The organism is Rhodopseudomonas pseudopalustris (genome assembly GCF_900110435.1).
GTDB classification, from domain to species: Bacteria; Pseudomonadota; Alphaproteobacteria; order Rhizobiales; family Xanthobacteraceae; genus Rhodopseudomonas; species Rhodopseudomonas pseudopalustris.
Genome location: NZ_FODT01000002.1, coordinates 308,420 through 330,128 on the forward strand (window position 1 = coordinate 308,420; position 21,709 = coordinate 330,128).

A 21,709-nucleotide genomic window follows, 5' to 3' on the forward strand; every position below is an offset into this window, starting at 1 on the left:
GCCTTGCTGGAAACGCCATGCTGGAAACGGCACGCGATCGAGCCCCGTCGAGATCGTATAGCGGATGAGCGCAGCGTCATCCGCCATTGCATCGGCGCAATACGCTTCGCTATTGCGCCCTACGAATCCGACTTCTTCCCCGCCACTTTCTTCCTTGTCATATGCTGCTTCAACACCTCGCCCATCCGCGCCTGATAGCCGGGGCCGGTGCTCTTGAACCAGCGCAGCACTTCGGGATCGAGCCGCAGCGAAACGGCCTGTTTCGGGGCGACTGATTTGGGCCGGCCGCGTTGGATCAGCTTGCCGCCGCGATAAAGATCCGCTGCAGCGAACCATTCGTCGGTGAGCTCAGGAATTTCCTCGTACTCTTCCGCCGTGATGACGTGCCGATCAACCTTGTCCAAGTCTGTTCGCGAAACGCGCTTGCTCCCGGGCATTGGCCTTCCTCAATGAAATGACGTGCCGCGCGTCGCCGCGCTGGGTCCAGACCATCACCACCATACGGCCGCGAAGTCGGCCGACGGTGATCATCCGGACTTCCCCGTAGTCCTTGCGAAGATCGGGGTAATCCAGCGTGTCGCCCGCGAAGATCGTCGCCGCGTCGGCAAAGTCGATGCCTCGCGAACGAATTGTCTCGTCGCGTTTGGCTGGATCAAAGGTGATCCTCATGCGCGAGTGGCCTAATTATTGTATATACAAAAATCATGTTTGCAAGTCTTCAGGCTAGCTGATGACCGTTGCGCCGCAATCGTGAATCCTGCATATTGACAATATTCCTATTATGACTATAATCCGCGCCGTCCTGTCCGTGAGGGGCGCTTCGCGAGGCGTTGCTAAAGCGGGACAGATCACGAAGGCCGGGTGACTGGCCTCCGTGATAACCCGGCGTGGCCAGCTTGCTGGCGATGTCGGCTGGACGCGGCGTCCTGCGCGCTGTGCCTCGCAAGCACGCGTCCGGGAGGCAGAAGGTCACCGTCCGCCGCTAATATGAGCGGCTGCCGCTTTCGTGGCTGGACGGGCGCAGCAGAGGCGGGGGAAATCCCCGAAATCTCCCTGCCCCCGGAAGAACGGTCCCGACGCCCAAAACCGCCGCGGTGGCGCGCTGACGAGGCGTTGCGCGATTGCTTCATCGAAGTAATCGCGAGAACCACCAAACCCCGCGCCTCGCGGCGCGCCCCCACCCCTCGCTATGAAGCGACGGGTGCACAACTCGGGCTCAACGGAGCCGCGAGAGGGAATTGCCGTGGCTGTTTGACAATTCAATCCGAACATCGCGACGAGGCACGGCCGTGCACGACACCGTGGCTGTCATCGCCCGGCTCCGACCGGGCGACCCAGTATCCCAGAGCGTCTGTTGGGTGCGCAGTGCGTCTGCCGCGAACGCTCTGGAATACTGGATCCCCGCTTTCGCGGGGATGACGGCTTACTTTGGGGCACGCGCGTTGCGTTATGGCGCCGCACCAGAACCTAACGTGCGGCGACAGCCTCACCGCCTTGCCCTGAAAAACGCCCGCAGCATCGTCGCGGCTTCGCGCTCGCCGACGCCGGAATAGACCTCGGGGGCGTGGTGGCAGGTCGGTTGGCCGAAGAACCGCACGCCGCTCTCCACCGCGCCGCCCTTCGGATCGAATGCGCCGAAATACAGCCGCCGGATCCGCGCGAACGAGATCGCGCCGGCGCACATCGTACACGGCTCGAGCGTGACGTAGAGATCGCAGTCCGGCAGCCGCTCGCTGCCGAGTTTTTGCGCGGCTTCGCGGATCGCCAGCAATTCGGCGTGGGCGGTCGGATCGCGGTCGGTCAAGGTGCGGTTACCGGCGGTCGCGATCACCTCATTGGCGCGGACGATGACGCAGCCGATCGGCACTTCGCCCGATTGACCGGCGATGTTCGCGGCGGCCAGCGCCAGATCCATGAAAGAGGGCGTCGTCATATGGCTCGTATGTTGCGAAAAACTCTGCTAGGAGACCCCATTCAGCAAAAGTGGATGCCGGTTTTGCGTGGACTATGCGCCTTCAACGAGAGCGCACGTCAGCGTCGTGCGAGCCCGTTCCCGACAGCTTGAGCCCCATTCCCGATCCCTGACGGATCCTGCAGAAAGACCAGTCATGCCCCGCGACACCGATAAAAACAACGCCTCCGCGCGGGGCCGCCGCGATCGACCCGGCGGAGGCAAGGCGTCTTCGGGCGGTAAAGGCGGTTTCGGGGGCAAAGGCGGCTTTGGCGGCAAAAGCGCGGGCGGCGGCAAAGGTCGTTCCGGAGCGGCCCGCGGCCCCGAGAAGAAATTCGCCAAGCGCGGCGAGGGGACCTTCGAGGCCCGCGCCGACAAGCCGTTCGCCAAGAAAACCTTCGGCGGCGACGCCAAGCGCGCGTTCGGCGGCGAGGGCAAGCGGCCTTATGTGAAGCGCGACGGCGCAGCCCCGCGCCGCGATTTCGCCGATCGGCCGCGCCGCGACGATGGCGACGCGCCGCGTCCGCGCTTCAACCGCGACGAGCGCCCCGCGCGCAGCGGCGGCGATCGCCCGGAGCGCGGCCCGCGCAAGGAGTTCGGCGAAAAGCGCGCATTCGCGCCCCGCGAGGGCGGCGAGAAGCGCCCCTATACGCCGCGCCCGCCGCGCGACGACCGCGGCGGCGATCGGCCGTTCAAACGCGACGATCGCGCCCCGCGCCGCGACCGCGGCGACGACGCCCGCCCGGCAGGACGGTTCGGCGACAAGAAGTTCGGTGACAAGAAGTTCGGCGAGAAGCGGCCTTTCACGCCCCGCGAGGGTGGCGAGAAGCGGCCCTACACACCGCGCGAGGGTGGCGACAAGCGTCCGTATACGCCCCGCGAGGGCGGTGAGAAACGCCCCTATACGCCGCGTGAAGGCGGCGAGAAGCGGCCTTACGCAGCTCGCGACGGTGGCGAGAAGCGCTCTTACGCGCCCCGCGAGGGTGGTGAGAAACGTCCCTATACGCCGCGTGAAGGCGGCGAAAAGCAGCCTTACGCAGCCCGTGACGGTGGCGAGAAGCGTCCGTATACGCCCCGTGACGGTGGCGAAAAGCGCTCTTACGCGCCCCGTGAGGGCGGCGAAAAGCGGCCCTATACCCCGCGCGGCGAAGGCTTCCGCAAGGATGGCGAGCGGTCGCGGCCCACAGGGGATCGCCCGTTTGGCGCCCGCCCGGCGCGTGACGGCAAGTTCGGCGGCGACAAGAAATTCGGCCGCGGCGCGCCGGATCGCGGCCCGCGCAAGGATTTCGGCAGCCGTCCCGATCGCGGCGGCGACCGCGGCGACGCCAAACCGTGGCAGAAGCGCGACGGCGACTCCGCCGAGCGCGGGCGCAGCTTCGACAAGCCGCGGTTCGACAAGCCACGCGAGGAACGCGGCGGCGATCGCCCGCGATTCTCGCGCGACGATCGTCCCAAATTCGAGCGCCGCGAGCGTACCGGCGACTGGCACGAGCATCCGCGCAGCGAAGGCCCTTCGTCGGATCGTCCACGCAGCCGGGACAATGGCGAGCGCGGCTTCGACCGGCCGCGCCGTGAAAACGAGGACGAGAGCAAGATCTTCGCCAAGCGCCCCGCCTTCGGCGGCCGCGGCGCCTATCGCGAGCGTCCCAAAACCGACCGTTCGAAGACCGAGCGGCGCGCCGCTCCGGCCCCGGCCAAGGCCGATAAGGCCGGCGACCGCATCGCCAAGGTAGTCGCCCGCGCCGGCCTGTGCTCGCGCCGCGACGCCGAGGCCTGGATCGTCGAGGGCCGCGTCGCGGTCAACGGCCGCGTCATCGATAGTCCGGCGCTCGACGTCACCTATTCGGACGTCATCACCGTCGACGGCAAGCCGTTGCCGGAGCGCGAGCGCACCCGGCTGTTTTTGTACCACAAGCCGCGTGGCCTGATGACCACCCACGCCGACCCCGAGGGCCGGCCGACGGTGTTCGACAATCTGCCCGAAGACCTGCCGCGCCTGATTTCGATCGGCCGGCTCGACTTCAACACCGAAGGCCTGTTGCTGCTCACCAATGACGGTGGGCTGGCGCGTGCGCTCGAATTGCCGGAGACCGGCTGGCTGCGGCGCTATCGCGTCCGCGCGCATGGCGAAGTGACCCAGGCGCAGCTCGATCAGCTCGCCAGCGGCGTCGAGGTCGACGGCGTCAAATACGGTCCGATCGAGGCCAAGCTCGAACGCGACCAGGGCGCCAATGTCTGGCTGGTGTTCGCGATCCGCGAAGGCAAGAACCGCGAAGTCCGCAACGTGCTGGCGCATCTCGGGCTCGAGGTGAACCGGCTGATCCGCGTCTCCTACGGCCCGTTCCAGCTGCTCGAGATCGAGGAAGGCCAGGTCGAGGAGGTCAAGACGCGGGTGCTGCGCGAGCAGCTCGGCGAGAAGATCATCAAGCTCGCCGAGGCCGATTTCGGCGGGCCGTCGCCGAGCGAGACGAAGCCGAAGCCGCGCCCGGGCAAGCCCGTCGCCGCCGAGAACGGCCCCGCGCCGAAGAAGAAGGCCGTGGTCAAGCGCGGCGCCGTCGAGGACCGCAAGGGCCGCAAGGTCAAGGTCGAGCGCACCGGCAGCGGCGACCGCGACCCCTCCCGCGGCCCCGCCCGCCGCTACCACGGCAAGCGCGAACCGGCACCTCGCGAGGACTAGCGATGCGCGTGATCGGCGGAAGGCTGCGTGGCCGCAATCTGGTGGCGCCGTCGTCGCGCGACATCCGCCCGACGGCGGATCGCCTGCGCGAGTCGCTGTTCAACATTCTGATGCATGCCTATGGCGATCCGATCAGCGACGCGCGCGTGCTCGATCTGTTCGCCGGCACCGGCGCGCTCGGCATCGAGGCGGCCTCGCGCGGCGCCAAGTTCACCCTGTTCGTTGACAATGGCGCCGAGGCGCGCGCGCTGCTCCGCGCCAATGTCGAGGCGCTGGGCTTGGGCGGCGTCAGCAAGGTGTATCGCCGCGACGCTGCCAATCTTGGTCCGGCGCATCCGGTCGAGCCGTTTTCGCTGGTGTTCCTCGATCCGCCCTATCGGATGCAACTCGCCGAGAAAGCGCTGGCGTCACTGCGCGACGGCGGCTGGCTCACGCCCGATGCGCTGGTGATCGTCGAGGAAGCCAAGGACGCCGGGTTTGCAGCGCCCGACGGTTTCGCCGAGCTGGAGCGCCGCAGCTATGACGACACCGAGTTCACGATCCTGAAAGTCGCGACGTAGTTGGGCTTCGGACCAATCTGTGACGTGGATTCAACTTCTTGCCTCTCGTTCGTCATTCCGGGGCGCGCGCAGCGCGAACCTGGAATCATACTCACGGACTGGGGGCTTTGCGCCCGAGCAACGGCGGCTGCGCGTCGGACTGACGCCTGCTGATTGCTATCTGCCGGCCTGCTTCAACGCATCACACTCGCGTAACCGCTTGCGATCTTCCCCGCCGGATCAGGGATGAACCAGCGGTTCAGCGCGGCGATGATCGCTGCTTGTGATCGGCGCTTGACCTTGAGCTTGCGCAGCAGCGCGGTGACGTGAGAGTGCACGGTGCGTTCGCTGATGAACATCTCGGCCGCGATGTCGCGATCCGCCATGCCGATCATCAGCCAGCTCAGCACCACCATCTCGCGATAGCTCAGCCCGACCGGCAATGGCTGCGGCAGCAATTCGATCAGCAGATCCTCGTTGCCCACTGGCGTAGCCTTGAGCAGATACGGGCGCTCGCAGACCCAGCAGCATTGCAGCGGCATCGCCTCCGGCGGCAGGCACGACAGCGTCGTCAGCAACCGGTTAGTGACGACCGAGCCTTGGTCCCGCACAGCTTCGACCGCGACTAGCGCGTTGCCGCGTCTGCGCAGCACCGCCACGATGGCCTTGTCGGGTCGAGGCATCAGCGACCCGAGCGTCGCTTCCAGAGACACCTGAAAGCCGCGCGCCATCATACGGACGTCGCGGGTGAAGGTCGTCGGCCGCCGCGCGGAGAAATGCGCCAATCCGAAATAGTCCGTACCGCTGCGCAGTTCGATGGTCAGCCCGTCCTGGAATCCCTCGCGGCTCAGCGCCTCGATATAGATTTCGGTCGCACGAAACGCCGGCTGCATTACATCGTCGGATTCGCAAATCGAAGGCGGCAGGCCGTCACCGGGAGAGAACAGCTCGGTGAAACCGGGCGGGTAGAGTGCGGGAAAGGCTTCCGCCAGCGCCCTCCGGCTGGCGCAGCCATAGCCTTCACAGAGCAGGATCAGGTGATTGTCCTGCGGTGCAGGACGGCAAAGCACCTGGACGGCGTCGAACGCTATCAGGTGACGAAGCGAAACAATCTGGGCCGCGAGAAGACCCGACGCCTTGTCTGCTCCCATGGCTGTCCTCCGATGCCGTCTGGCGCGATCATGCTGTCACAAAGCTGGATCATCCGACAAGCATCCGGTGCATCCGGAACGACGACGCCCGTCGATCCGGATGCCGGGACCAGTTCCGTCGCCGCGGTCAGCAGGTGATATCCTTGACCAGCACGGCCGCGTTCTCGATCCATTCGCGCTCATGCTGCTGCAAGGTGTCGCCGCCCATGGTCGAGATGAATCCCTGGTACGGATCGTCGAGCAGCCTGACCTCGGCCAGTTCCTCGATCACCGCCAGGCCGCAGAACGGCAGATAATGCGGGCTGTATCCACCTTCCTGCACACAGGCGATCTTGCCGCCGCAAATTCGATCGGCACAGTCGATCACCATGCGCGCGAGCTTGCGGAAGCCGGCCGCGGTCACCATCATCCGCGCCAACGGATCGAGGATGCTGGCGTCGAAGCCAGACCCGACGATGATCAGCTGTGGCCGGTAGGCTTCCAGCGCCGGAATCACCACCCGCTCGAAGGCGTGCTGATACGCCGCGTTGCCGCTTCCCGGAGGCAACGGGATGTTCAGATTGTAGCCATGGCCATCGCCTTCGCCGCGCTCGGTCACGAAGCCCATATTGGCGGGGAAGCACAAATGCTGATGAATCGAGATCGTCAGCACCGAAGGGTCGGTCCACCAGATGTCCTGCGTGCCGTTGCCGTGGTGGACGTCCCAATCCACGATCGCGACCCGGTCCAGGCCGAGGACGTTGCGGGCATAGGCCGCGGCAACCGAGGTATTGTTGAAGATGCAGAATCCCATCGCCTGATTGCGCGGGGCATGGTGTCCGGGCGGGTTGACCAACGCATATCCGTTGCGCAGCTCGCCCGCGACCACCTGTTTCACCAGTTCGATCGCGCCGCCCGCCGACAGCAGGGCGATGTCGAGACCGCCATTGCCTAGCATCGTCACACCATCGCCGGCGATGCCTCCGGTCGGCCGTGCACTTATTTCCTTGATGATGCTCAGATGTTCTTCGGTATGCACCCGCAGGATGTCGGCATCGGTCGCAGGCCGGGCGACGACATCGACCAAGTTATCCCGCAACCCCGATACGGAGACGAGCTCATGAAACCGACGCTTGGTGTCGGAATGTGCGAGATGATGCGAGATCGGCTGCATCCGCTCGGCGAGATTGGCCGCGGCAAGACTTCCGGTTCCGGTGTCGACCCAGCCATAGAGGGTATTCCAAAGATATCCTGTCGTCATGATTTCCTCCCGTTTTGTTTGAACCGAGAGTGGGGGAAATCCTGAGCCGCAATGTATCCGTAGAATTACCGAATTCCACGCGCGCGACGGCGTCGATCAGCCGCTGTTGCCGCCAAGAGGCTGCGACAATCGGCGGCGTCGAATTGGGCCTCGGAGCCCATGTGAACGGAAACGTTGCCTGCCGCCTTCAGCGCGCCTGATCGGTGTTGCTCACGGACCACCATCAATTCCGGGTTCGCGAACTTCGTTCGCGCCCCGGAATGACGTTGAAAAGCTGTGCTTGGAAGTAACTACAGATCCGACGCGGCGATCCAGAATACTTCGCCGTTGGACTCTTCCGTATCGAGCCACAGCAGCGGCAGGTTCGAGAATTCTTCCTCGATCAATGCGCGGCCGCGGCCGACTTCGCACAGCAGTCCGCCGTCCGGCGTGAGATGGTCTTTTGCCTCGTCGAGAATGCGGCGGATGATGTCGAGGCCGTCGTCGCCGCCGTCGAACGCCATTGCCGGCTCGGCGCGGCATTCGGCCGGCAGGCTCGCCATACCTTCGGCGTCGACATAAGGCGGGTTGGTGATGATCAGGTCGTAGCGCGCTTCGCCGAGCGGCGCGAACAGGTTGCCGTGATGCAGCGTCAGCCGTTCTCCGACGCCATGATCGGCGACGTTCTTTGCCGCGACCGCGAGCGCGTCCTTCGACAGATCGACGGCGTCGATCTCGGCGTGCGGAAAATTGCGGGCCGCGAGGATCGCCAGGCAGCCGGAGCCGGTGCACAGGTCGAGGACGCGTTCGACCGCCTCCGGATCGCCGATCAGAGAGGTCGCGCCGCCGTCGAAATGCGACTCCAGCAATTCGCCGATGTAAGAGCGCGGCACGATCACGCGTTCGTCGACATAGAACTGGACGCCGCGCATGTAGATCTTGTTGACGAGATAGGCGGCCGGCAGCCTCGTGGCGACGCGGCGCTCGATCAGGCCGAGGATCGCAGTCGCCTCGCGTACGGTGACGCGCGCGGTCGCGAACATCTCGAACTGATCCGGATGCAGATGCAGCGCTTCGCCGACCAGGAACACCGCTTCCGCGATCGGATCGGTGGTGCCGTGCGCGAACACGACGCCCGCTTCGGCGAAACGGCTGACCGCATAGCGCACGAAGTCGAGCAGGGTGACGAGTTCGCCCGCCGCGACCTTCGGCGCGCTTACGGCCGCTCGGGATTTTGCGGTCGCGGCGCGTCGCTTTGCCGGCTGCTTCGTCTTTGCGGCTTTCGCCTTCGCTTTTTTCGCCATCAGTCCTTGTCCCATCGCGCGGCGGCCGCGTCGTCGCGGTCGTGCGCCTCGACCCACCGCGTGCCGTCGGCGCGCTCCTCGCGTTTCCAGAACGGCGCGTTGGCTTTCAGATAATCCATCAGGAATTCGGCCGCGGAAAACGCCGCCTGCCGATGCGCCGAAGCGGCCAGCACCAGCACGATATTGTCGCCGGGCCGCATTCGTCCGACGCGGTGCACGATGGTCAGCGCGGTGACCGGCCAGCGCGTCACCGCTGCAGCGGCGTGGCGTCCGATCTCGTCTTCCGCCATGCCGGGATAGTGTTCGAGCGTCAGGGCGGCGACCGCATCGTCACCCTCGGCTCCCCGACAGATGCCGCTGAAACTTACCACCGCGCCGATATCGGTACGTCCGGCGGTCATCGCCGCGATCTCGGCGGCGATATCGAAATCGGCTTCCTGAATACGGATCGTCACCGGAACGGTCATCGGATCATCCCGTGCGCGCAGCGCTCAGCCGCCGGTCATTGGCGGGAAAAAGGCGACTTCGCGGGCGCCCTTGATCGGCGTCTCCGGGCGGACATGGGTGCGGTCGATCGCGGTGCGGATCACCGTCGGCTTCTCGAACGCCGCGGCATAGCCTTCGCCGCGCGCCGACAGCCAGCCGATCAGATCGGCGACGGTTGCGATGTCGGCCGGCGGTTCGATGGTTTCCTCGTCGAGGCCGATGCGTTCGCGGACCCAGGCGAAATACTTCACCCTCATCGCGAGTCTTCCTCGATGAGATGATGGATGCCGGCGCGGAAATAGTCGTAGCCGGTGTACATCGTCACCAGCGCGGAGATCCACAGCAGGATGAGGCCGATCTGGGTGGTGTAGGGCAGCACCTCGTCGCCGGCGTCGCCTGCGAGCAGGAAGCCGATCGCCACCAGTTGCACCGTGGTCTTCCATTTCGCGAGCTTGGTGACCGGCAAGCTGACCCGCAGCGCCGCGAGATATTCCCGCAGGCCCGAGACCAGGATTTCGCGGCACAGGATCACGATCGCCGCCCACAGCGTCCAGCCGTGGATGATGCCATCGGCCGCGAGCATCAGCAGGCAGGATGCTACCAGCAGCTTGTCGGCGATCGGGTCGAGCATCCGGCCGAACGCCGAGTGCTGGTCCCAGATCCGGGCATAATAGCCGTCGAGAAAGTCGGTGATCGCCGCGGCGATGAACACCGCCAAAGCCACCCAGCGTAGCGAAAGCGGGCCGCCCAGGATCGACTGGGCGAAGATGCAGCCGACCACCACCGGGATCGCTGCGATCCGGGCATAGGTCAGGATATTCGGAAGCGTCAGCGACTTCGTTCCACGCGCTGGCGCTCTGGTAGAAACATCGTTCATCGAGCTTACCAATACTGCCCGCGCCGGAAGGTCAACTCCCACGAAGGCGCTCCGCGATCCCTATCAGGAAAAGGTGAAATCCGCATGGGCCGCATGGGGCCGCGCCGCAGCCGACTTTGGTCGAGCCGCGCCACCTTCAGCCCGGACCCGGATGGAAGAAATCGAAAATCCGCCGGGCACTCTCGGCACTGATGCCCGGAACCTTGCCGAGGTCGCCGATCGAGGCGCGTTCGATCTCCTTCAAGGTGCCGAAATGGTGGAGCAATGCGCGCTTGCGCGTCGGGCCGATGCCGGGAATCTCCTGCAATCCGGCCTCGCGGATGTCCTTCTTGCGCAGCTTGCGGTGCGAGCCGATCACGAAGCGATGCGCTTCGTCGCGCAGCCGCTGGATGAAATACAGCACCGGGTCGCGCGGCTCGAGCTTGATTGCCTCGCGCTCCGGCATGAACAGCGTCTCGCGGCCGGCGTCGCGGTCCGGTCCCTTGGCGACGCCGAGCAGCGTCACCTCCGCCCCGAGGCCGAGTTCGGTCAGCACCCCGCGCGCGGCGTTGAGTTGGCCGCGGCCGCCGTCGATGATCACGAGGTCGGGCCATAGCGGGGTATCGTCCTCCTTCGGCTTCGCCGCATCGCCTTCGGCCTTCGCGGCCGCCAGCCGCTTGAACCGGCGCTGCAACACCTCGCGCATCATCGCATAGTCGTCGCCCGGGGTGAGGCCTTCGGAGCGGATGTTGAATTTGCGGTACTGGTTCTTGATGAAGCCGTCCGGGCCGGCGACGATCATCGCGCCGACCGCGTTGGTGCCCTGGATGTGGCTGTTGTCGTAGACCTCGATCCGCTGCGGCGGCCTCGGCAGGCCTAGTGTCGTGGCGAGCCCCTGCATCAGTCGGGTCTGGGTCGCGGTGTCGGCGAGCTTGCGGCCGAGCGCCTCGCGGGCGTTGGTGAGCGCGTGCGCGACCAGCTCCTTCTTCTCGCCGCGCTTCGGCGCCGCGACCTCGACCTTGCGGCCGGCCTTGATGCACAGCGCGTTGGCCAAAAGTTCGCACTCCTCGATATCGTGCGACAGCAGGATCAGCTTGGGCGGCGGCTTGTCGTCGTAGAATTGCGCCAGGAACGACGCCAGCACCTCCTCCGGCGTGAACGACTTCTCGGCGCGCGGGAAGTAGGCGCGGTTGCCCCAGTTCTGGCCGGTGCGGAAGAAGAACACCTCGACGCAGGAATAGCCGCCCTCCTGATGGATCGCGAACACGTCGGCTTCCTCGACGGTGCGCGGATTGATGCCCTGCTGGGACTGGATCGCCGACAGCGCGGCAAGGCGGTCGCGATACAGCGCCGCGGTCTCGAATTCGAGCTCGTTCGACGCCTTCTCCATTTCGACGGCAAGTTCCTGCTTCACCGCCCGGCTGCGGCCGGACAGAAAGTCGGTCGCCTCGCGCACCAGCTCGGTATAGCCGGGAAAATCGACCTCGCCGGTGCATGGGCCGGCGCAGCGCCGGATTTGATACAAAAGGCACGGGCGGGTGCGGCTCTCGAAGAACGAGTCGGTACAGGAGCGCACCAGGAACGCGCGCTGCAGCGCGGTGATGGTGCGGTTGACCGCGCCGACCGAGGCGAACGGGCCGAAATAGCGCCCCGGGCGGCTCTGTGCGCCGCGATGCTTGAGGATCTGAGGCGCCCAATGGTCGCCGGTGATCAGGATATAGGGGAACGACTTGTCGTCGCGCAGCAGCACGTTGAAGCGCGGCCGGAGCTGCTTGATCAGATTGGCTTCGAGCAGCAGCGCTTCGGTCTCGGTCGACGTCGAGATGATCTCGACGGTCACGGTCGCGGCGATCATCCGCGCGATCCGGACGACGTGCCCGGTCGGCCGCGCATAGGACGACAGCCGCTTCTTTACGTTCTTTGCCTTGCCGACATAGAGCACGTCGTCGGCGGTATTCAGCATCCGGTAGACCCCGGGGGAGGTCGGCGCCAGCCGAACCGCCTGCTCGATCGCGGCGCGGCCGACCGCGAGCGGTCCGTCGGCGACCTCGGCGCTATCGTCGTCGATCTCCGGCAGGCGCGCCTCGTCGTCCTCCTCCACCGTCAGCGAGGCGGACGCGGCGTCGATGTCCTGCGCGCCGGGCGCGGAGCGGGGCTCCAATTCAGGTGAGACGGGCGATGGGGATGCGGTGTCCGCGGGCGGCGGGGCCGCCGTGTCGCGGGTCTCGGCGGGGTCTTGATTCATGGTCCTAAATTAGGCGTTCGGGGCGTGCGGTGCCAGCGCTGCACGCCGGGAACCCACATCGCGCGCGCATTGCGGCCGGCCGCCATGCTGTCGCCGCGAAGCTTGGGAAGTAAGCTTTTGTTAACAACGACATCTGGAACCGCGGCCGGTTTAACAACCGCTTAACTTAAAACTCTCGATAAATCTTACTGGAAAAAAGTGGAAATCCGTAACCATCCCGGATGCTTTTTCCCTCGGCCAACGATGGCCGGTGGCTGGGCGGACGGCGCGCGAAAGCCGCGTTCCTGCCGTCGAGGAGAGTAAGATGCGTAAATTTGCAATGGCCGCGGCGACCATTCTCGCCGCAGGAGCTTCGACGGCACAGGCCGCGGACATGGGCTATTACGGCTCGCGGACGCCCTACACCGTCAATCAGCCGCTGAATGCCTTCAGCTGGGCCGGGCCGTATCTGGGCGGCAACCTCGGCTACTCTTTCGGCAATGTCACCAACAACATCACCAAGCCGTCCGGCTTCAACGGTGGCGTTCAGGGCGGCTATAACTGGCAGAGCGGAAACATCGTCTTCGGCCTCGAGGGCGACATTCAGTTCTCGACCGCGGACGACACCTTCGCGCCTTACAAGTTTTCGAACCCCTGGTTCGGGACCGCGCGTGGTCGTGTCGGCTACGCGATGAACGACCTGCTGATCTACGCCACCGGCGGTTTCGCTTTCGGTCAGTTGAAGGGCGAGCGCCTGCTGTCGACAGAGAGCCACAGTTCCGCGGGCTGGACGGTCGGCGCCGGCGCCGAATTCGCCTTCGCGCCGAAACTCAGCGCCAAGGTCGAGTATCTTTACGGCAGCCTGTCCACCAATAACTTCTTCATCACCGGTGCCCCGAACGGCTACAATTTCGGGGTGGTGCGCGCGGGCATCAACTATCACTTCTAAACCTCGCGACGAAATCATCGCGACCAAGAAACTCGGCGATCATCATTCCCGGCCCTTGTGGCCGGGATTTTTTTGCTGGATTCGATCGGCACGTCGCGCCGAATCGTGCATCGAGACGACGCGGACCGCGCGCACAATTGATCGTCGTGGCGCACCATCCGGTGCGCCATCATCTGCTACATAAAATCCGTCGCGTCTAAGCGATCGCTGCCAGGGCTGTCGCGCTGGCCCGAGCGAAGCCGGCGGCTGCGGTTATGAAATCACCAGATTGACCGCCTTGGGGCCCTTGCCCTTCTTGTCTGGCTCGACCTCGAACGAAATGCGCTGACCTTCAGTCAGATCCTTCAAGCCGGCACGCTCGACTGCAGTGATATGAACAAATACATCGCGGCCACCGTCATCTGGCTTGATGAAGCCATAGCCGCGCTCTCCATTAAAGAACTTCACCGTTCCCGTCATAGACATTCCGGAAACCCCTCCCGCATGCTTTCCGTCGCGCGCCGGCGCTTCGGTGCGACCTGACATTGCGCTGCCGGAAAGCTTGGCCGAAAGCTGGACCCGCTAAATGCCGGTCCGAGGTAGTACGGCCTTGTCACTCCGCCGCCCCCATTCGCGGAAGCGGAACGTAAAGCCAGTCCAATGAGTCAGCATAATACGGATTGACGCGGATTGACTACGTTCAAATGAGACTTTTCGTGCTGGAAGCGATCACTGATCGGGTGGTCACGATCTGGGTAGCTCGAGCCGATAGCGGCTGACGCCGCCCTGGCCGAGCGGTCTCTCCAATTCGGGGAGAATGACTCTCAACTCCGACGCCAGCGTCCATGGCGGGTTCACCACCAGCAGACCGGTCGACGTCAGTGCGCCGTCCGGCTGTTGCGGTGCGACGCTGAATTCCAGCCGCAGACACTTTCCCTCGCCACCCGCAGCGGCGACGGTTGCGACGTGGTCGGCCAATGCCTCGGTGAGGCGGCGATTCTTTGCCGGGTACCACAACTGATAGGTGCCGGTCGGCCATTTCGCGTAAGCCGTGCTGAAGCCCGCGGCCAGTCGCTCGAACTCGTCCTTCTGTTCGAACGATGGATCGATCAGCACCAGACCGCGGCGTTCTTTCGGCGGCACGAACGCCGTCAGCGCCTGCCAGCCGTCGAGATCGACCACCCGGGCCTGGGTGTCGCGGCGCAGCGCGTTGATCAGTTGCTTGCGCGCCAGCGGCTCCAGTTCGCTCGCGACCATGCTGTCCTGCGGCCGCAGCAGGGCGCGGGCGATCAGCGGCGACCCCGGATAGGCAGTCATGTCACGCTGCGGGTTGAAGGCGCGGACGATGTCGAGATACGGCTTGATCAGGTCGCCCGCGGCGTCGGTGAACCGCGCCTGCAGCACCCGGGCGATGCCCGTGGCCCACTCGCCGCCGCGGATGGCTTCTTCGCCGGTGAGGTCGTAAAGCCCGGCGCCGGCATGGCTGTCGATCACCCGGAACGGCGCCGGCTTCTCCTGCAGATAGGTCAGGATCCGGACCAGGACGATGTGCTTGATGACGTCGGCGAAATTGCCGGCGTGGAAGGCATGGCGATAATTCATCGGCACTCCCTAGAGCTCTTTCGGCTCTGATCGAACCAGAACCGAAGCTCTAGATTTTAGGTTGGACGCGGAGTCTTCACGCGAACCGGCAATCGCTTCGCTGGCAAATGCTCTAGCAGCCGCCGCGATCAACCGCCATGACGGCCAGGCATGACGCCGCCCTGCTTTCCATCACGCCAGCACACTCGTAAGACTACGGGAAACCGCCGGACAATCCAAATATGCGGCAAACCAGCGGTTCATCGTGACTTCCGCGGCGACGTCCGCGACGCTCATGATACCCCGGTTAACGGGCTGTTTAATCAGCGGTGCTAGTTCTGGGCTCCGGATGGGGCCGGACGTTTCGAACGTCGGGTTTTCCTGAGAACCAAATTGAGCCCACCGTTGGGGCGTTTCGGCGCACCGTTGCGGTGCCCCTTGGGAGTTGAAGATGGCGGTTGATTTGTCAATGTCGGTCCTGGTGGTGGACGACTACAGCACCATGATCCGGATCATTCGTAATCTTCTGAAGCAACTCGGCTTCGAGCATATCGACGATGCCAGCGACGGCTCGGCGGCGCTCGAAAAGATGCGCGTCAAGAAGTACGGTCTGGTGATCTCGGACTGGAACATGGAGCCGATGACGGGCTACGACCTGCTGAAGGAAGTTCGCGCCGACCCGAACCTGTCGCAGACGCCATTCATCATGATCACCGCGGAATCCAAGACCGAGAACGTGATCGCCGCCAAGAAGGCGGGTGTGAACAACTACATCGTGAAGCCGTTCAACGCCGCGACCCTGAAGACGAAGATCGAGGCGGTGTTCCCGGATCACGTCGCGGCGTAACGCGCGACATCACGGCCACCGATTTTTCAAAACGCGCTCCGGCAACGGGGCGCGTTTTCTTTGCGCCGTCCCGCGCCGTCATTCCGGAGCGCGCAAAGCGCGAACCCGGAATCTCTCTTTGCACCAATCTGGGGACTCCGGGTCTGCGCAGCTGGCGCAGTGCATCCCGGAATGACCCGTCGAGGTGAGGAGCGACGCTGTTACCACCGTAATTCGCGGGTCAGCGCCAGCGGCGGGTGGCCGAACAGCTCGCTGACAGCGTCGGTGTCCAGCCGGTCGATGCCTTCGAAGGCGTCGGAATGGATGCCGCGGGTGACGAACAGCAGATCGATGCCGTAGCTCTGCGCGCCGGCAAGGTCCGTGCGCACCGAGTCGCCGATCGCCAGCACGCGCTGCAACGGCGTCTCGGCGTTGCGCAGTTCACGTGCGATCGCCATGGCGCGGTCGTAGATCGGCCGATGCGGCTTGCCGTAGAAAATGACATCGCCGCCGAGTTCGCGATAGAGTTCGGCGATCGCGCCGGCGCAATAGATCAGCCGGTCGCCGCGCTCGACCACGATGTCGGGGTTGGCGCAGATCAGCCTCAGCTTGCGCTGCAGAGCTTCGCCCATCATCTCACGATAGTCCTCGGCCGACTCGGTCTCGTCGTCGAACGGGCCGGTGCAGATGATGTAGTCGGCCTGGTCCAGCGGCGTCAGAACAGCGTCGAGGCCGCGATAAATCGAATTGTCGCGATCCGGGCCCAGCCAGAACACCGACTGACCGGGGTGCTCGGCGACGTAAGCGCGCGTGAGGTCGCCGGACGAGACGATGGCGTCGTAGCAATCGTCGGGCACGTGCAGCTTGCGGAGCTGGCGTTGCACCGAGTCGGCCGGGCGCGGCGCATTGGTGATCAGCACCACAGTGCGGCCTTCGTTGCGCGCGGTGCGCAGCGCGTCGCAAGCCTCGGGAAACGATTCCAGGCCGTTATGGACGACGCCCCAGATGTCGCTCAACACGACATCGACAGAGCCCATCAGTTCGTGCAGGTGATCGACGAAACGAAGTGTGGTCATGCGGTGAAGCGGTCAGACCGGGCCGACGGCGCGGCGCGCCAGAGCGGCGACGCCAGTGGCGGCGCGCGGCGGATCGATCCGGGCGAGTTCGCCCTTCGGGGAGGGGCCTGAATCATGCGGAGTGGCGGTGTCCTGCTTGGCCTTGTCGCCGGAAGATATCGGCGCAGGCGATGGGGCGGTCTCGGGTCGCAGCGGCCGGGGCGCTGCGAACAAGAACCCCTGCCCAAACCTCACATCGTAGTCAAGCAGGTCGACCACCGCGCGCTCACCCTCGATCCGCTCGGCGATCAGGTCGATGCCGAACCTGCCGAGCAGGTCGGACAGATCCGCGGGGTGGATGTCGGCCGCCGGATGCTCGCGCTGGTCGAGCAGCAGCGACGCCGGCACCTTGATGAAGCGCACGCCGCGATCGGCGAGTTCGCGCGGCTCGAACCGCAGGTCGGTGACGTGGTCAATCGAGAACCGGAAGCCCCGCTGCGCCAGCGCCGCGAGGTGCTCGCTCTCGCGCGGCCCGAGGTTGCGCAGCGTGCTTTGCTTGAATTCCAGCACGAAAGACGGCGCCAACGCCCGGTTGGCCTCGAGAAAATCGAGACATTGTGAAAACGCATCGGCGTCCGACAGCGTCGCCCCGGCGACATTGACGAACACGCCGACCTCTTTGTTGCGCACCATCAGGCGGCGCAGCACCTGGACCGCGCGCAGCATCACCTCGTGATCGATGCGGCCCATCATTCCGGCGGATTCTGCGACGGGAAGAAACTCGTCGGCGGTCAGCACCTGATCCTTGCCGTCGCGCAACCGCGTCACGATCTCGTAGAAGCGCACCTTGCGCTGCGGCAGCGTCACCAGCGGCTGCAGATAGATGTCGAGCCGACCAGCCTCGACGGCGTTCTTCACTGCGGTCAGGATTTGTGCCGGATCGCGCGCCGGCTGGGGCAGGAGCGACGACGGCGCGGCGGGAGCGGGAACGACGTCCGTTGCCCCGGGCTGTTCGGCCTGATTGTCGGCGATCTGCTGGATCTGCACCGGCGCTTCCGGATCGAGCAACGGAGTTCGCCGCGGCGGCGCGCCTGGCGCGGCTCCGGCCAGCATGTCCTCGTGGGTCGCGACCGAGGCGGCGAGCTGCTTCACCAGCAGCCCGAGCTCGCCGATCTCACCCATCGCGACCTGGATGCGGTCTTGATTGGTCGCATTGGCGGCGACCACCTTGCCCTCGACAACGGCGAGCCGGCGGCCGAATTCGGCGATCTGGCGGGCAAGGTCGGCGGTGCCGCGTGACAGGTCGGCGATCTGGTGACTGGGGTCGGCGCGGTCGCTGAGCCGCATCGACACGGCGCTGTAAAGAACGAAGAAGGTCAGCGTCGCGAGCGCGACGATCGCGGATTCGCCCGCGCTGAACCCGGCGAGCGAATACACCACCGTGCCGAGCGACACGGAGACCAGTACCATGCAGATGGCAATGAAAATGGTCGAGATTCGGAACATTTAGCGCCGGTTGTCCTGCCGATCCCGCCATCATTGGTGATTCGGCGGACGAGTCCACTGGATTCGTCCGCCTAGACAGGAAGCGAGGCAGGCAGCGTCAGGCGACGGCGCGGATCACCTTGGCGACCTTGTCGGCGATTTCGCCGATATGGTCCTCGCTGAGGATCAGCGGCGGGGTCAGCGCCAGGGTGTCGCCGGCGATCCGCAGCATCAGCTCGTGGTCGTGAAACGCCGAGTTCATCGCCTCGTAGCCGCGCTTGCCGGGTCCGTCCGAAAGCGGAGCGAGGTCGATTCCGGCGGTGAGGCCGATGGTGCGGATATCGAGCACGTTCGGCTCCGACCGCAGCGCCATCACCGCGTCGGCGAACTTCGGCTCGAGCGCCTTGGCGCGCTCGAACAGCTTCTCGTCGCGGTAGATGTCGAGTGTGGCGAGGCCAGCGGCGCAGGCCAGCGGATGCGCCGAATAGGTGTAGCCGTGGAACAACTCCACCGCGTAATCCGGTCCGCTCATGAAGGCATCGTGGATCTCGGCGCTGGCGATCACGCCGCCCATTGGCACTGCGCCGTTGGTGACGCCCTTGGCGAAGGTGATCATGTCCGGGGTGACGCCATAGCGCTCCGCGGCGAAGGCGTGGCCGAGGCGGCCGAACCCGGTGATCACCTCGTCGAAGATCAGCAGGATGCCGTGCTTCTTGGTGATCTCGCGCAGCTTTTTCAGATAGCCCTTCGGCGCCGGCAGCACGCCGGTGGAACCGGCCATCGGCTCGACGATCACCGCGGCGATGGTGTTGGCGCCGTGCAGATTGACGAGGCCCTCCAGCGCGTCGGCGAAATGCGCGCCGTATTCCGGCTCGCCCTTGCTGAACGCTTGCTTGTCGCGGTCATAGGTCGCAGGCAGATGGTCGACGCCGTTCAGGAGCGTGCCGAACATCTTGCGGTTGTTGCCGATGCCGCCGACCGCGGTGCCGCCGAAGCCGACGCCGTGATAGCCGCGCTCGCGGCCGATGAAGCGGGTGCGCGAGCCCTGGCCGCGGATCTGCTGCCAGGCCATCGCGATCTTCAACGCGGTGTCCGCGGCTTCCGAGCCGGAATTGCAGAAGAACACGTGGTCGAGCCCGTCCGGCGCCAGCTCGACGATGCGGCTGGCGAGTTCGAACGCCTTCGGCTGGCCGAACTGGAACGGCGGCGAGAAGTCGAGCGCCTCGGCCTGGGCGGCGATCGCAGCCGAAATCTCGGTGCGACCGTGACCGGCGTTGGAGCACCACATTCCCGAGGCGGCGTCGATGATCTTGCGCCCGTCGGTGGTGAAATAATGCATGTCCTTGGCGCCCGCGATCATTTTCGGCGCGCGCTTGAAGGCCCGGTTCGCCGTGAACGGCATCCAGAACGCCTCGAGGTCGTTCGGCACGTTGACGGCGGACGTAGGCTTGCTCTTGTCTAACATAGCGCTCCTCATGCATGCGCGGGCGGGTTGCGGACGGCGTCGCAGGCTAGCAGCTTCGGGGGATCACGGGAACGCCACGAGCCAGCAATTTTACGTGGGTCTCCTATCCTGCGATAGACCATCCGGGCGCGGCCGATTTGCGCTGGATCACACAACCCAGCCTTGCTGTGGAGCAGGGCGGCTGGTACCAACCCGGCCCGACGCTGAAAGACGACAATGGCTGAAAAACCGAAGAAAACGCAGAAACTCCGCGCCCGGCTGCCGCGCGGGCTGGCCGACCGCGGCCCCGCCGAGATCGCAGCGACGCGGTCGATGGTCGAGATCATCCGCGAGGTCTATGAGCGCTACGGCTTCGAGCCGGTCGAGACCCCGGCGTTCGAATACACCGACGCCCTCGGCAAGTTCCTGCCCGACCAGGACCGCCCCAACGAGGGCGTGTTCTCGCTGCAGGACGACGACGAGCAGTGGATCAGCCTGCGCTACGACCTGACCGCGCCGCTCGCCCGCTACGTCGCGGAGAATTTTGATGCACTGCCGAAGCCGTATCGCAGCTACCGCTTCGGCTGGGTGTTCCGCAACGAAAAGCCCGGTCCCGGCCGCTTCCGCCAGTTCATGCAGTTCGACGCCGACACTGTGGGCGCGCCGACCGCCGCCGCCGACGCCGAGATGTGCATGATGGCGGCGGACACCATGGAAGCCCTCGGCATCCCGCGCGGCAGCTATGTGGTGAAGGTGAATAACCGCAAGGTGCTTGATGGCGTGCTGGAGGCCATTGGGCTTGGCGGCGAAGAAAATGCTGGTCGCAGGCTGACCGTTCTGAGGGCCATCGATAAGCTGGACAAGTTTCCGATCACGGAAATCGAGAAGCTACTCGGAAACGGTCGGTGGGATGGTGGTGAGGAAGGCAAAGGTGACTTCACTAAAGGCGCTGGCCTGACTGAAGAGCAGATGCTGCGCATCTTCAATTATGTTTCGTTTGGGGCTGTGCTTTCTACCTCGCCAGGTGACTCAAATTTTGCCGGCTCGATACAGAATCGCAATCCGAGCGAACTGCGTCGGTCGAACGAAGAGGTGGTATCTGGACTCAAAGACTCTTTCGGGGACTCGCCGACCGCACAGCAAGGGCTAGATGAGCTTGCCGAGATAGCTCGGCTTGCGGCTGCGGGAGGATATGATCAGATGAGAATTCTCATCGACCCTTCCGTCGTCCGCGGCCTCGAATACTACACCGGTCCGGTCTACGAGGTCGAACTGCTGCTCGACACCAAGGACGAGAAGGGCCGACCGATTCGGTTCGGCTCGGTCGGCGGCGGCGGGCGTTATGATGGTCTGGTGTCGCGTTTCCGCGGCGAGCCGGTGCCGGCGACCGGTTTCTCGATCGGCGTGTCGCGGCTGCAGGCGGCGCTGGAGATCGTCAACCGGGACAAGCCGAAACAGCCGAGCTACGGCCCCGTCGTCGTCACGGTGTTCGGCGGCGATATCGCCGGCTATCAAAAAATGGTGTCGACGCTGCGCCAGGCCGGCATTCGCGCCGAATTGTATCTCGGCAACCCCAAGCACTCGCTCGGCCAGCAGATGAAATACGCCGACAAGCGCAACTCGCCCTGCGCCATCATCCAGGGCTCCGACGAAAAAGAGCGTGGCGAAGTTCAGATCAAGGACCTGATCCTCGGTGCCGAACTGGCGTCGCTGGAGAAGGATCGTGAGGAGTATCTGAAGAAACAGGCCGATGCGCAGTTCTCCTGCGGCGTGGATGATCTCGTCGCCAAGGTCCGCGATGTGCTGGCGCGGCACAGCGTGAAGTGGAATTAGTTCGGCAAGGGGCGGATTGAACCCTCTCCCCTTGTGGGAGAGGGTCGCTTTGCGAAGCAAAGCGGGGTGAGGGGTCGAGGGCCTTCGCCAAGTCCCCCTCATCGTCGCGGACTTCGTCCGCGCCTCCTTCTCCCACGAGGGGAGAAGGAA

At 65.0% G+C, this 21,709-nt stretch carries 20 protein-coding genes; 5 read left to right on the top strand and 15 right to left on the bottom strand.

Annotated features, from left to right (window positions below; translation table 11 throughout):
- Positions 1–119 precede the first annotated feature (119 nt).
- The 3 genes from BMY71_RS04790 to BMY71_RS04800 all read right to left on the bottom strand — a co-directional run bounded on the left by BMY71_RS04790 (position 120) and on the right by BMY71_RS04800 (position 1,933).
- A complete protein-coding gene (locus tag BMY71_RS04790; protein WP_092682102.1) occupies positions 120–437 on the bottom strand; it encodes a BrnA antitoxin family protein in 318 nt (105 codons plus the stop codon).
- Entirely contained in the window at positions 391–669 is a 279-nt protein-coding gene (locus BMY71_RS04795; protein WP_092682103.1) for a BrnT family toxin, read from the bottom strand. The genes BMY71_RS04790 and BMY71_RS04795 overlap by 47 nt, the downstream gene beginning before the upstream one ends.
- A gap of 817 nt (positions 670–1,486) precedes the next feature.
- The gene (locus BMY71_RS04800; RefSeq protein WP_092682105.1) at positions 1,487–1,933 is read right to left on the bottom strand and encodes a nucleoside deaminase; all 447 of its coding nucleotides are present in this window, start codon (positions 1,931–1,933) and stop codon (positions 1,487–1,489) included.
- A 175-nt stretch (positions 1,934–2,108) separates the two neighbouring features.
- On the opposite strand from BMY71_RS04800, the gene BMY71_RS04805 reads away from it, so the two are divergent.
- Positions 2,109–4,628, top strand: a complete 2,520-nt coding sequence (locus BMY71_RS04805) for a pseudouridine synthase (RefSeq protein WP_092682107.1) — start codon at positions 2,109–2,111, stop codon at positions 4,626–4,628.
- Positions 4,629–4,630: 2 nt separating this feature from the next.
- Entirely contained in the window at positions 4,631–5,188 is a 558-nt protein-coding gene (rsmD, locus tag BMY71_RS04810) for a 16S rRNA (guanine(966)-N(2))-methyltransferase RsmD (RefSeq protein ID WP_092682109.1), read from the top strand.
- Positions 5,189–5,361: 173 nt separating this feature from the next.
- On the opposite strand, the gene BMY71_RS04815 is transcribed toward rsmD, so the two are convergent.
- The 7 genes from BMY71_RS04815 to uvrC all read right to left on the bottom strand — a co-directional run bounded on the left by BMY71_RS04815 (position 5,362) and on the right by uvrC (position 12,428).
- On the bottom strand, positions 5,362–6,318 hold the full coding sequence (locus tag BMY71_RS04815; RefSeq protein ID WP_092682111.1) for a helix-turn-helix transcriptional regulator: 957 nt from the start codon (positions 6,316–6,318) through the stop codon (positions 5,362–5,364).
- 127 nt (positions 6,319–6,445) lie between these two features.
- The gene (locus BMY71_RS04820; protein ID WP_092682112.1) at positions 6,446–7,558 is read right to left on the bottom strand and encodes a class II histone deacetylase; all 1,113 of its coding nucleotides are present in this window, start codon (positions 7,556–7,558) and stop codon (positions 6,446–6,448) included.
- 290 nt (positions 7,559–7,848) lie between these two features.
- Positions 7,849–8,841: a 50S ribosomal protein L3 N(5)-glutamine methyltransferase gene (gene prmB, locus BMY71_RS04825; RefSeq protein WP_092682114.1), complete on the bottom strand. Its 993-nt coding sequence runs from the start codon at positions 8,839–8,841 to the stop codon at positions 7,849–7,851.
- Entirely contained in the window at positions 8,841–9,308 is a 468-nt protein-coding gene (locus BMY71_RS04830) for a molybdenum cofactor biosynthesis protein MoaE (RefSeq protein ID WP_092682116.1), read from the bottom strand. The genes prmB and BMY71_RS04830 overlap by 1 nt, the downstream gene beginning before the upstream one ends.
- A 24-nt stretch (positions 9,309–9,332) precedes the next feature.
- Positions 9,333–9,584 carry a molybdopterin converting factor subunit 1 gene (gene moaD / locus BMY71_RS04835; protein WP_011501701.1) on the bottom strand — a complete coding sequence of 84 codons (252 nt, stop codon included), beginning with the start codon at positions 9,582–9,584 and terminating at the stop codon, positions 9,333–9,335.
- A complete protein-coding gene (gene pgsA / locus BMY71_RS04840; RefSeq protein ID WP_041805178.1) occupies positions 9,581–10,204 on the bottom strand; it encodes a CDP-diacylglycerol--glycerol-3-phosphate 3-phosphatidyltransferase in 624 nt (207 codons plus the stop codon). The genes moaD and pgsA overlap by 4 nt, the downstream gene beginning before the upstream one ends.
- A gap of 136 nt (positions 10,205–10,340) precedes the next feature.
- Complete coding sequence (gene uvrC / locus BMY71_RS04845; protein ID WP_092682117.1) at positions 10,341–12,428, bottom strand: excinuclease ABC subunit UvrC; 2,088 nt, start codon at positions 12,426–12,428, stop codon at positions 10,341–10,343.
- A 304-nt stretch (positions 12,429–12,732) separates the two neighbouring features.
- On the opposite strand from uvrC, the gene BMY71_RS04850 reads away from it, so the two are divergent.
- Positions 12,733–13,356, top strand: coding sequence for an outer membrane protein (locus tag BMY71_RS04850; RefSeq protein ID WP_092682118.1), 624 nt, complete (start codon positions 12,733–12,735; stop codon positions 13,354–13,356).
- 252 nt (positions 13,357–13,608) lie between these two features.
- On the opposite strand, the gene BMY71_RS04855 is transcribed toward BMY71_RS04850, so the two are convergent.
- Positions 13,609–13,821, bottom strand: coding sequence for a cold-shock protein (locus BMY71_RS04855; protein WP_011501705.1), 213 nt, complete (start codon positions 13,819–13,821; stop codon positions 13,609–13,611).
- Between the two features lie 258 nt (positions 13,822–14,079).
- Positions 14,080–14,937, bottom strand: coding sequence for a 23S rRNA (adenine(2030)-N(6))-methyltransferase RlmJ (locus tag BMY71_RS04860; RefSeq protein ID WP_092682119.1), 858 nt, complete (start codon positions 14,935–14,937; stop codon positions 14,080–14,082).
- A 430-nt stretch (positions 14,938–15,367) separates the two neighbouring features.
- Between BMY71_RS04860 and BMY71_RS04865 the strand changes: the two genes are divergently transcribed.
- Positions 15,368–15,763 carry a response regulator gene (locus BMY71_RS04865; RefSeq protein WP_011501707.1) on the top strand — a complete coding sequence of 132 codons (396 nt, stop codon included), beginning with the start codon at positions 15,368–15,370 and terminating at the stop codon, positions 15,761–15,763.
- Positions 15,764–15,963: 200 nt separating this feature from the next.
- Here the strand turns inward: BMY71_RS04865 and BMY71_RS04870 are convergent, their stop codons facing one another.
- From BMY71_RS04870 to aptA, 3 genes are all read right to left on the bottom strand, one after another.
- A complete protein-coding gene (locus tag BMY71_RS04870; RefSeq protein WP_092682120.1) occupies positions 15,964–16,818 on the bottom strand; it encodes a TIGR01459 family HAD-type hydrolase in 855 nt (284 codons plus the stop codon).
- Positions 16,819–16,830: 12 nt separating this feature from the next.
- Entirely contained in the window at positions 16,831–18,303 is a 1,473-nt protein-coding gene (locus BMY71_RS04875) for an EAL domain-containing protein (protein ID WP_092682121.1), read from the bottom strand.
- 97 nt (positions 18,304–18,400) lie between these two features.
- Positions 18,401–19,747, bottom strand: coding sequence for an omega-aminotransferase AptA (gene aptA, locus BMY71_RS04880; RefSeq protein ID WP_011501710.1), 1,347 nt, complete (start codon positions 19,745–19,747; stop codon positions 18,401–18,403).
- Positions 19,748–19,963: 216 nt separating this feature from the next.
- Between aptA and hisS the strand changes: the two genes are divergently transcribed.
- Entirely contained in the window at positions 19,964–21,559 is a 1,596-nt protein-coding gene (gene hisS, locus BMY71_RS04885) for a histidine--tRNA ligase (RefSeq protein ID WP_092682123.1), read from the top strand.
- The last annotated feature ends 150 nt before the right edge of the window (positions 21,560–21,709 follow it).

Coding starts and splice junctions, on each gene's coding strand:
- BMY71_RS04790 (WP_092682102.1), bottom strand. CDS start 437: ATGCCCGGGAGCAAGCGCGTTTCGCGAACAGACTTGGACAAGGTTGAT.
- BMY71_RS04795 (WP_092682103.1), bottom strand. CDS start 669: ATGAGGATCACCTTTGATCCAGCCAAACGCGACGAGACAATTCGTTCG.
- BMY71_RS04800 (WP_092682105.1), bottom strand. CDS start 1,933: ATGACGACGCCCTCTTTCATGGATCTGGCGCTGGCCGCCGCGAACATC.
- BMY71_RS04805 (WP_092682107.1), top strand. CDS start 2,109: ATGCCCCGCGACACCGATAAAAACAACGCCTCCGCGCGGGGCCGCCGC.
- rsmD (WP_092682109.1), top strand. CDS start 4,631: ATGCGCGTGATCGGCGGAAGGCTGCGTGGCCGCAATCTGGTGGCGCCG.
- BMY71_RS04815 (WP_092682111.1), bottom strand. CDS start 6,318: ATGGGAGCAGACAAGGCGTCGGGTCTTCTCGCGGCCCAGATTGTTTCG.
- BMY71_RS04820 (WP_092682112.1), bottom strand. CDS start 7,558: ATGACGACAGGATATCTTTGGAATACCCTCTATGGCTGGGTCGACACC.
- prmB (WP_092682114.1), bottom strand. CDS start 8,841: ATGGCGAAAAAAGCGAAGGCGAAAGCCGCAAAGACGAAGCAGCCGGCA.
- BMY71_RS04830 (WP_092682116.1), bottom strand. CDS start 9,308: ATGACCGTTCCGGTGACGATCCGTATTCAGGAAGCCGATTTCGATATC.
- moaD (WP_011501701.1), bottom strand. CDS start 9,584: ATGAGGGTGAAGTATTTCGCCTGGGTCCGCGAACGCATCGGCCTCGAC.
- pgsA (WP_041805178.1), bottom strand. CDS start 10,204: ATGAACGATGTTTCTACCAGAGCGCCAGCGCGTGGAACGAAGTCGCTG.
- uvrC (WP_092682117.1), bottom strand. CDS start 12,428: ATGAATCAAGACCCCGCCGAGACCCGCGACACGGCGGCCCCGCCGCCC.
- BMY71_RS04850 (WP_092682118.1), top strand. CDS start 12,733: ATGCGTAAATTTGCAATGGCCGCGGCGACCATTCTCGCCGCAGGAGCT.
- BMY71_RS04855 (WP_011501705.1), bottom strand. CDS start 13,821: ATGTCTATGACGGGAACGGTGAAGTTCTTTAATGGAGAGCGCGGCTAT.
- BMY71_RS04860 (WP_092682119.1), bottom strand. CDS start 14,937: ATGAATTATCGCCATGCCTTCCACGCCGGCAATTTCGCCGACGTCATC.
- BMY71_RS04865 (WP_011501707.1), top strand. CDS start 15,368: ATGGCGGTTGATTTGTCAATGTCGGTCCTGGTGGTGGACGACTACAGC.
- BMY71_RS04870 (WP_092682120.1), bottom strand. CDS start 16,818: ATGACCACACTTCGTTTCGTCGATCACCTGCACGAACTGATGGGCTCT.
- BMY71_RS04875 (WP_092682121.1), bottom strand. CDS start 18,303: ATGTTCCGAATCTCGACCATTTTCATTGCCATCTGCATGGTACTGGTC.
- aptA (WP_011501710.1), bottom strand. CDS start 19,747: ATGTTAGACAAGAGCAAGCCTACGTCCGCCGTCAACGTGCCGAACGAC.
- hisS (WP_092682123.1), top strand. CDS start 19,964: ATGGCTGAAAAACCGAAGAAAACGCAGAAACTCCGCGCCCGGCTGCCG.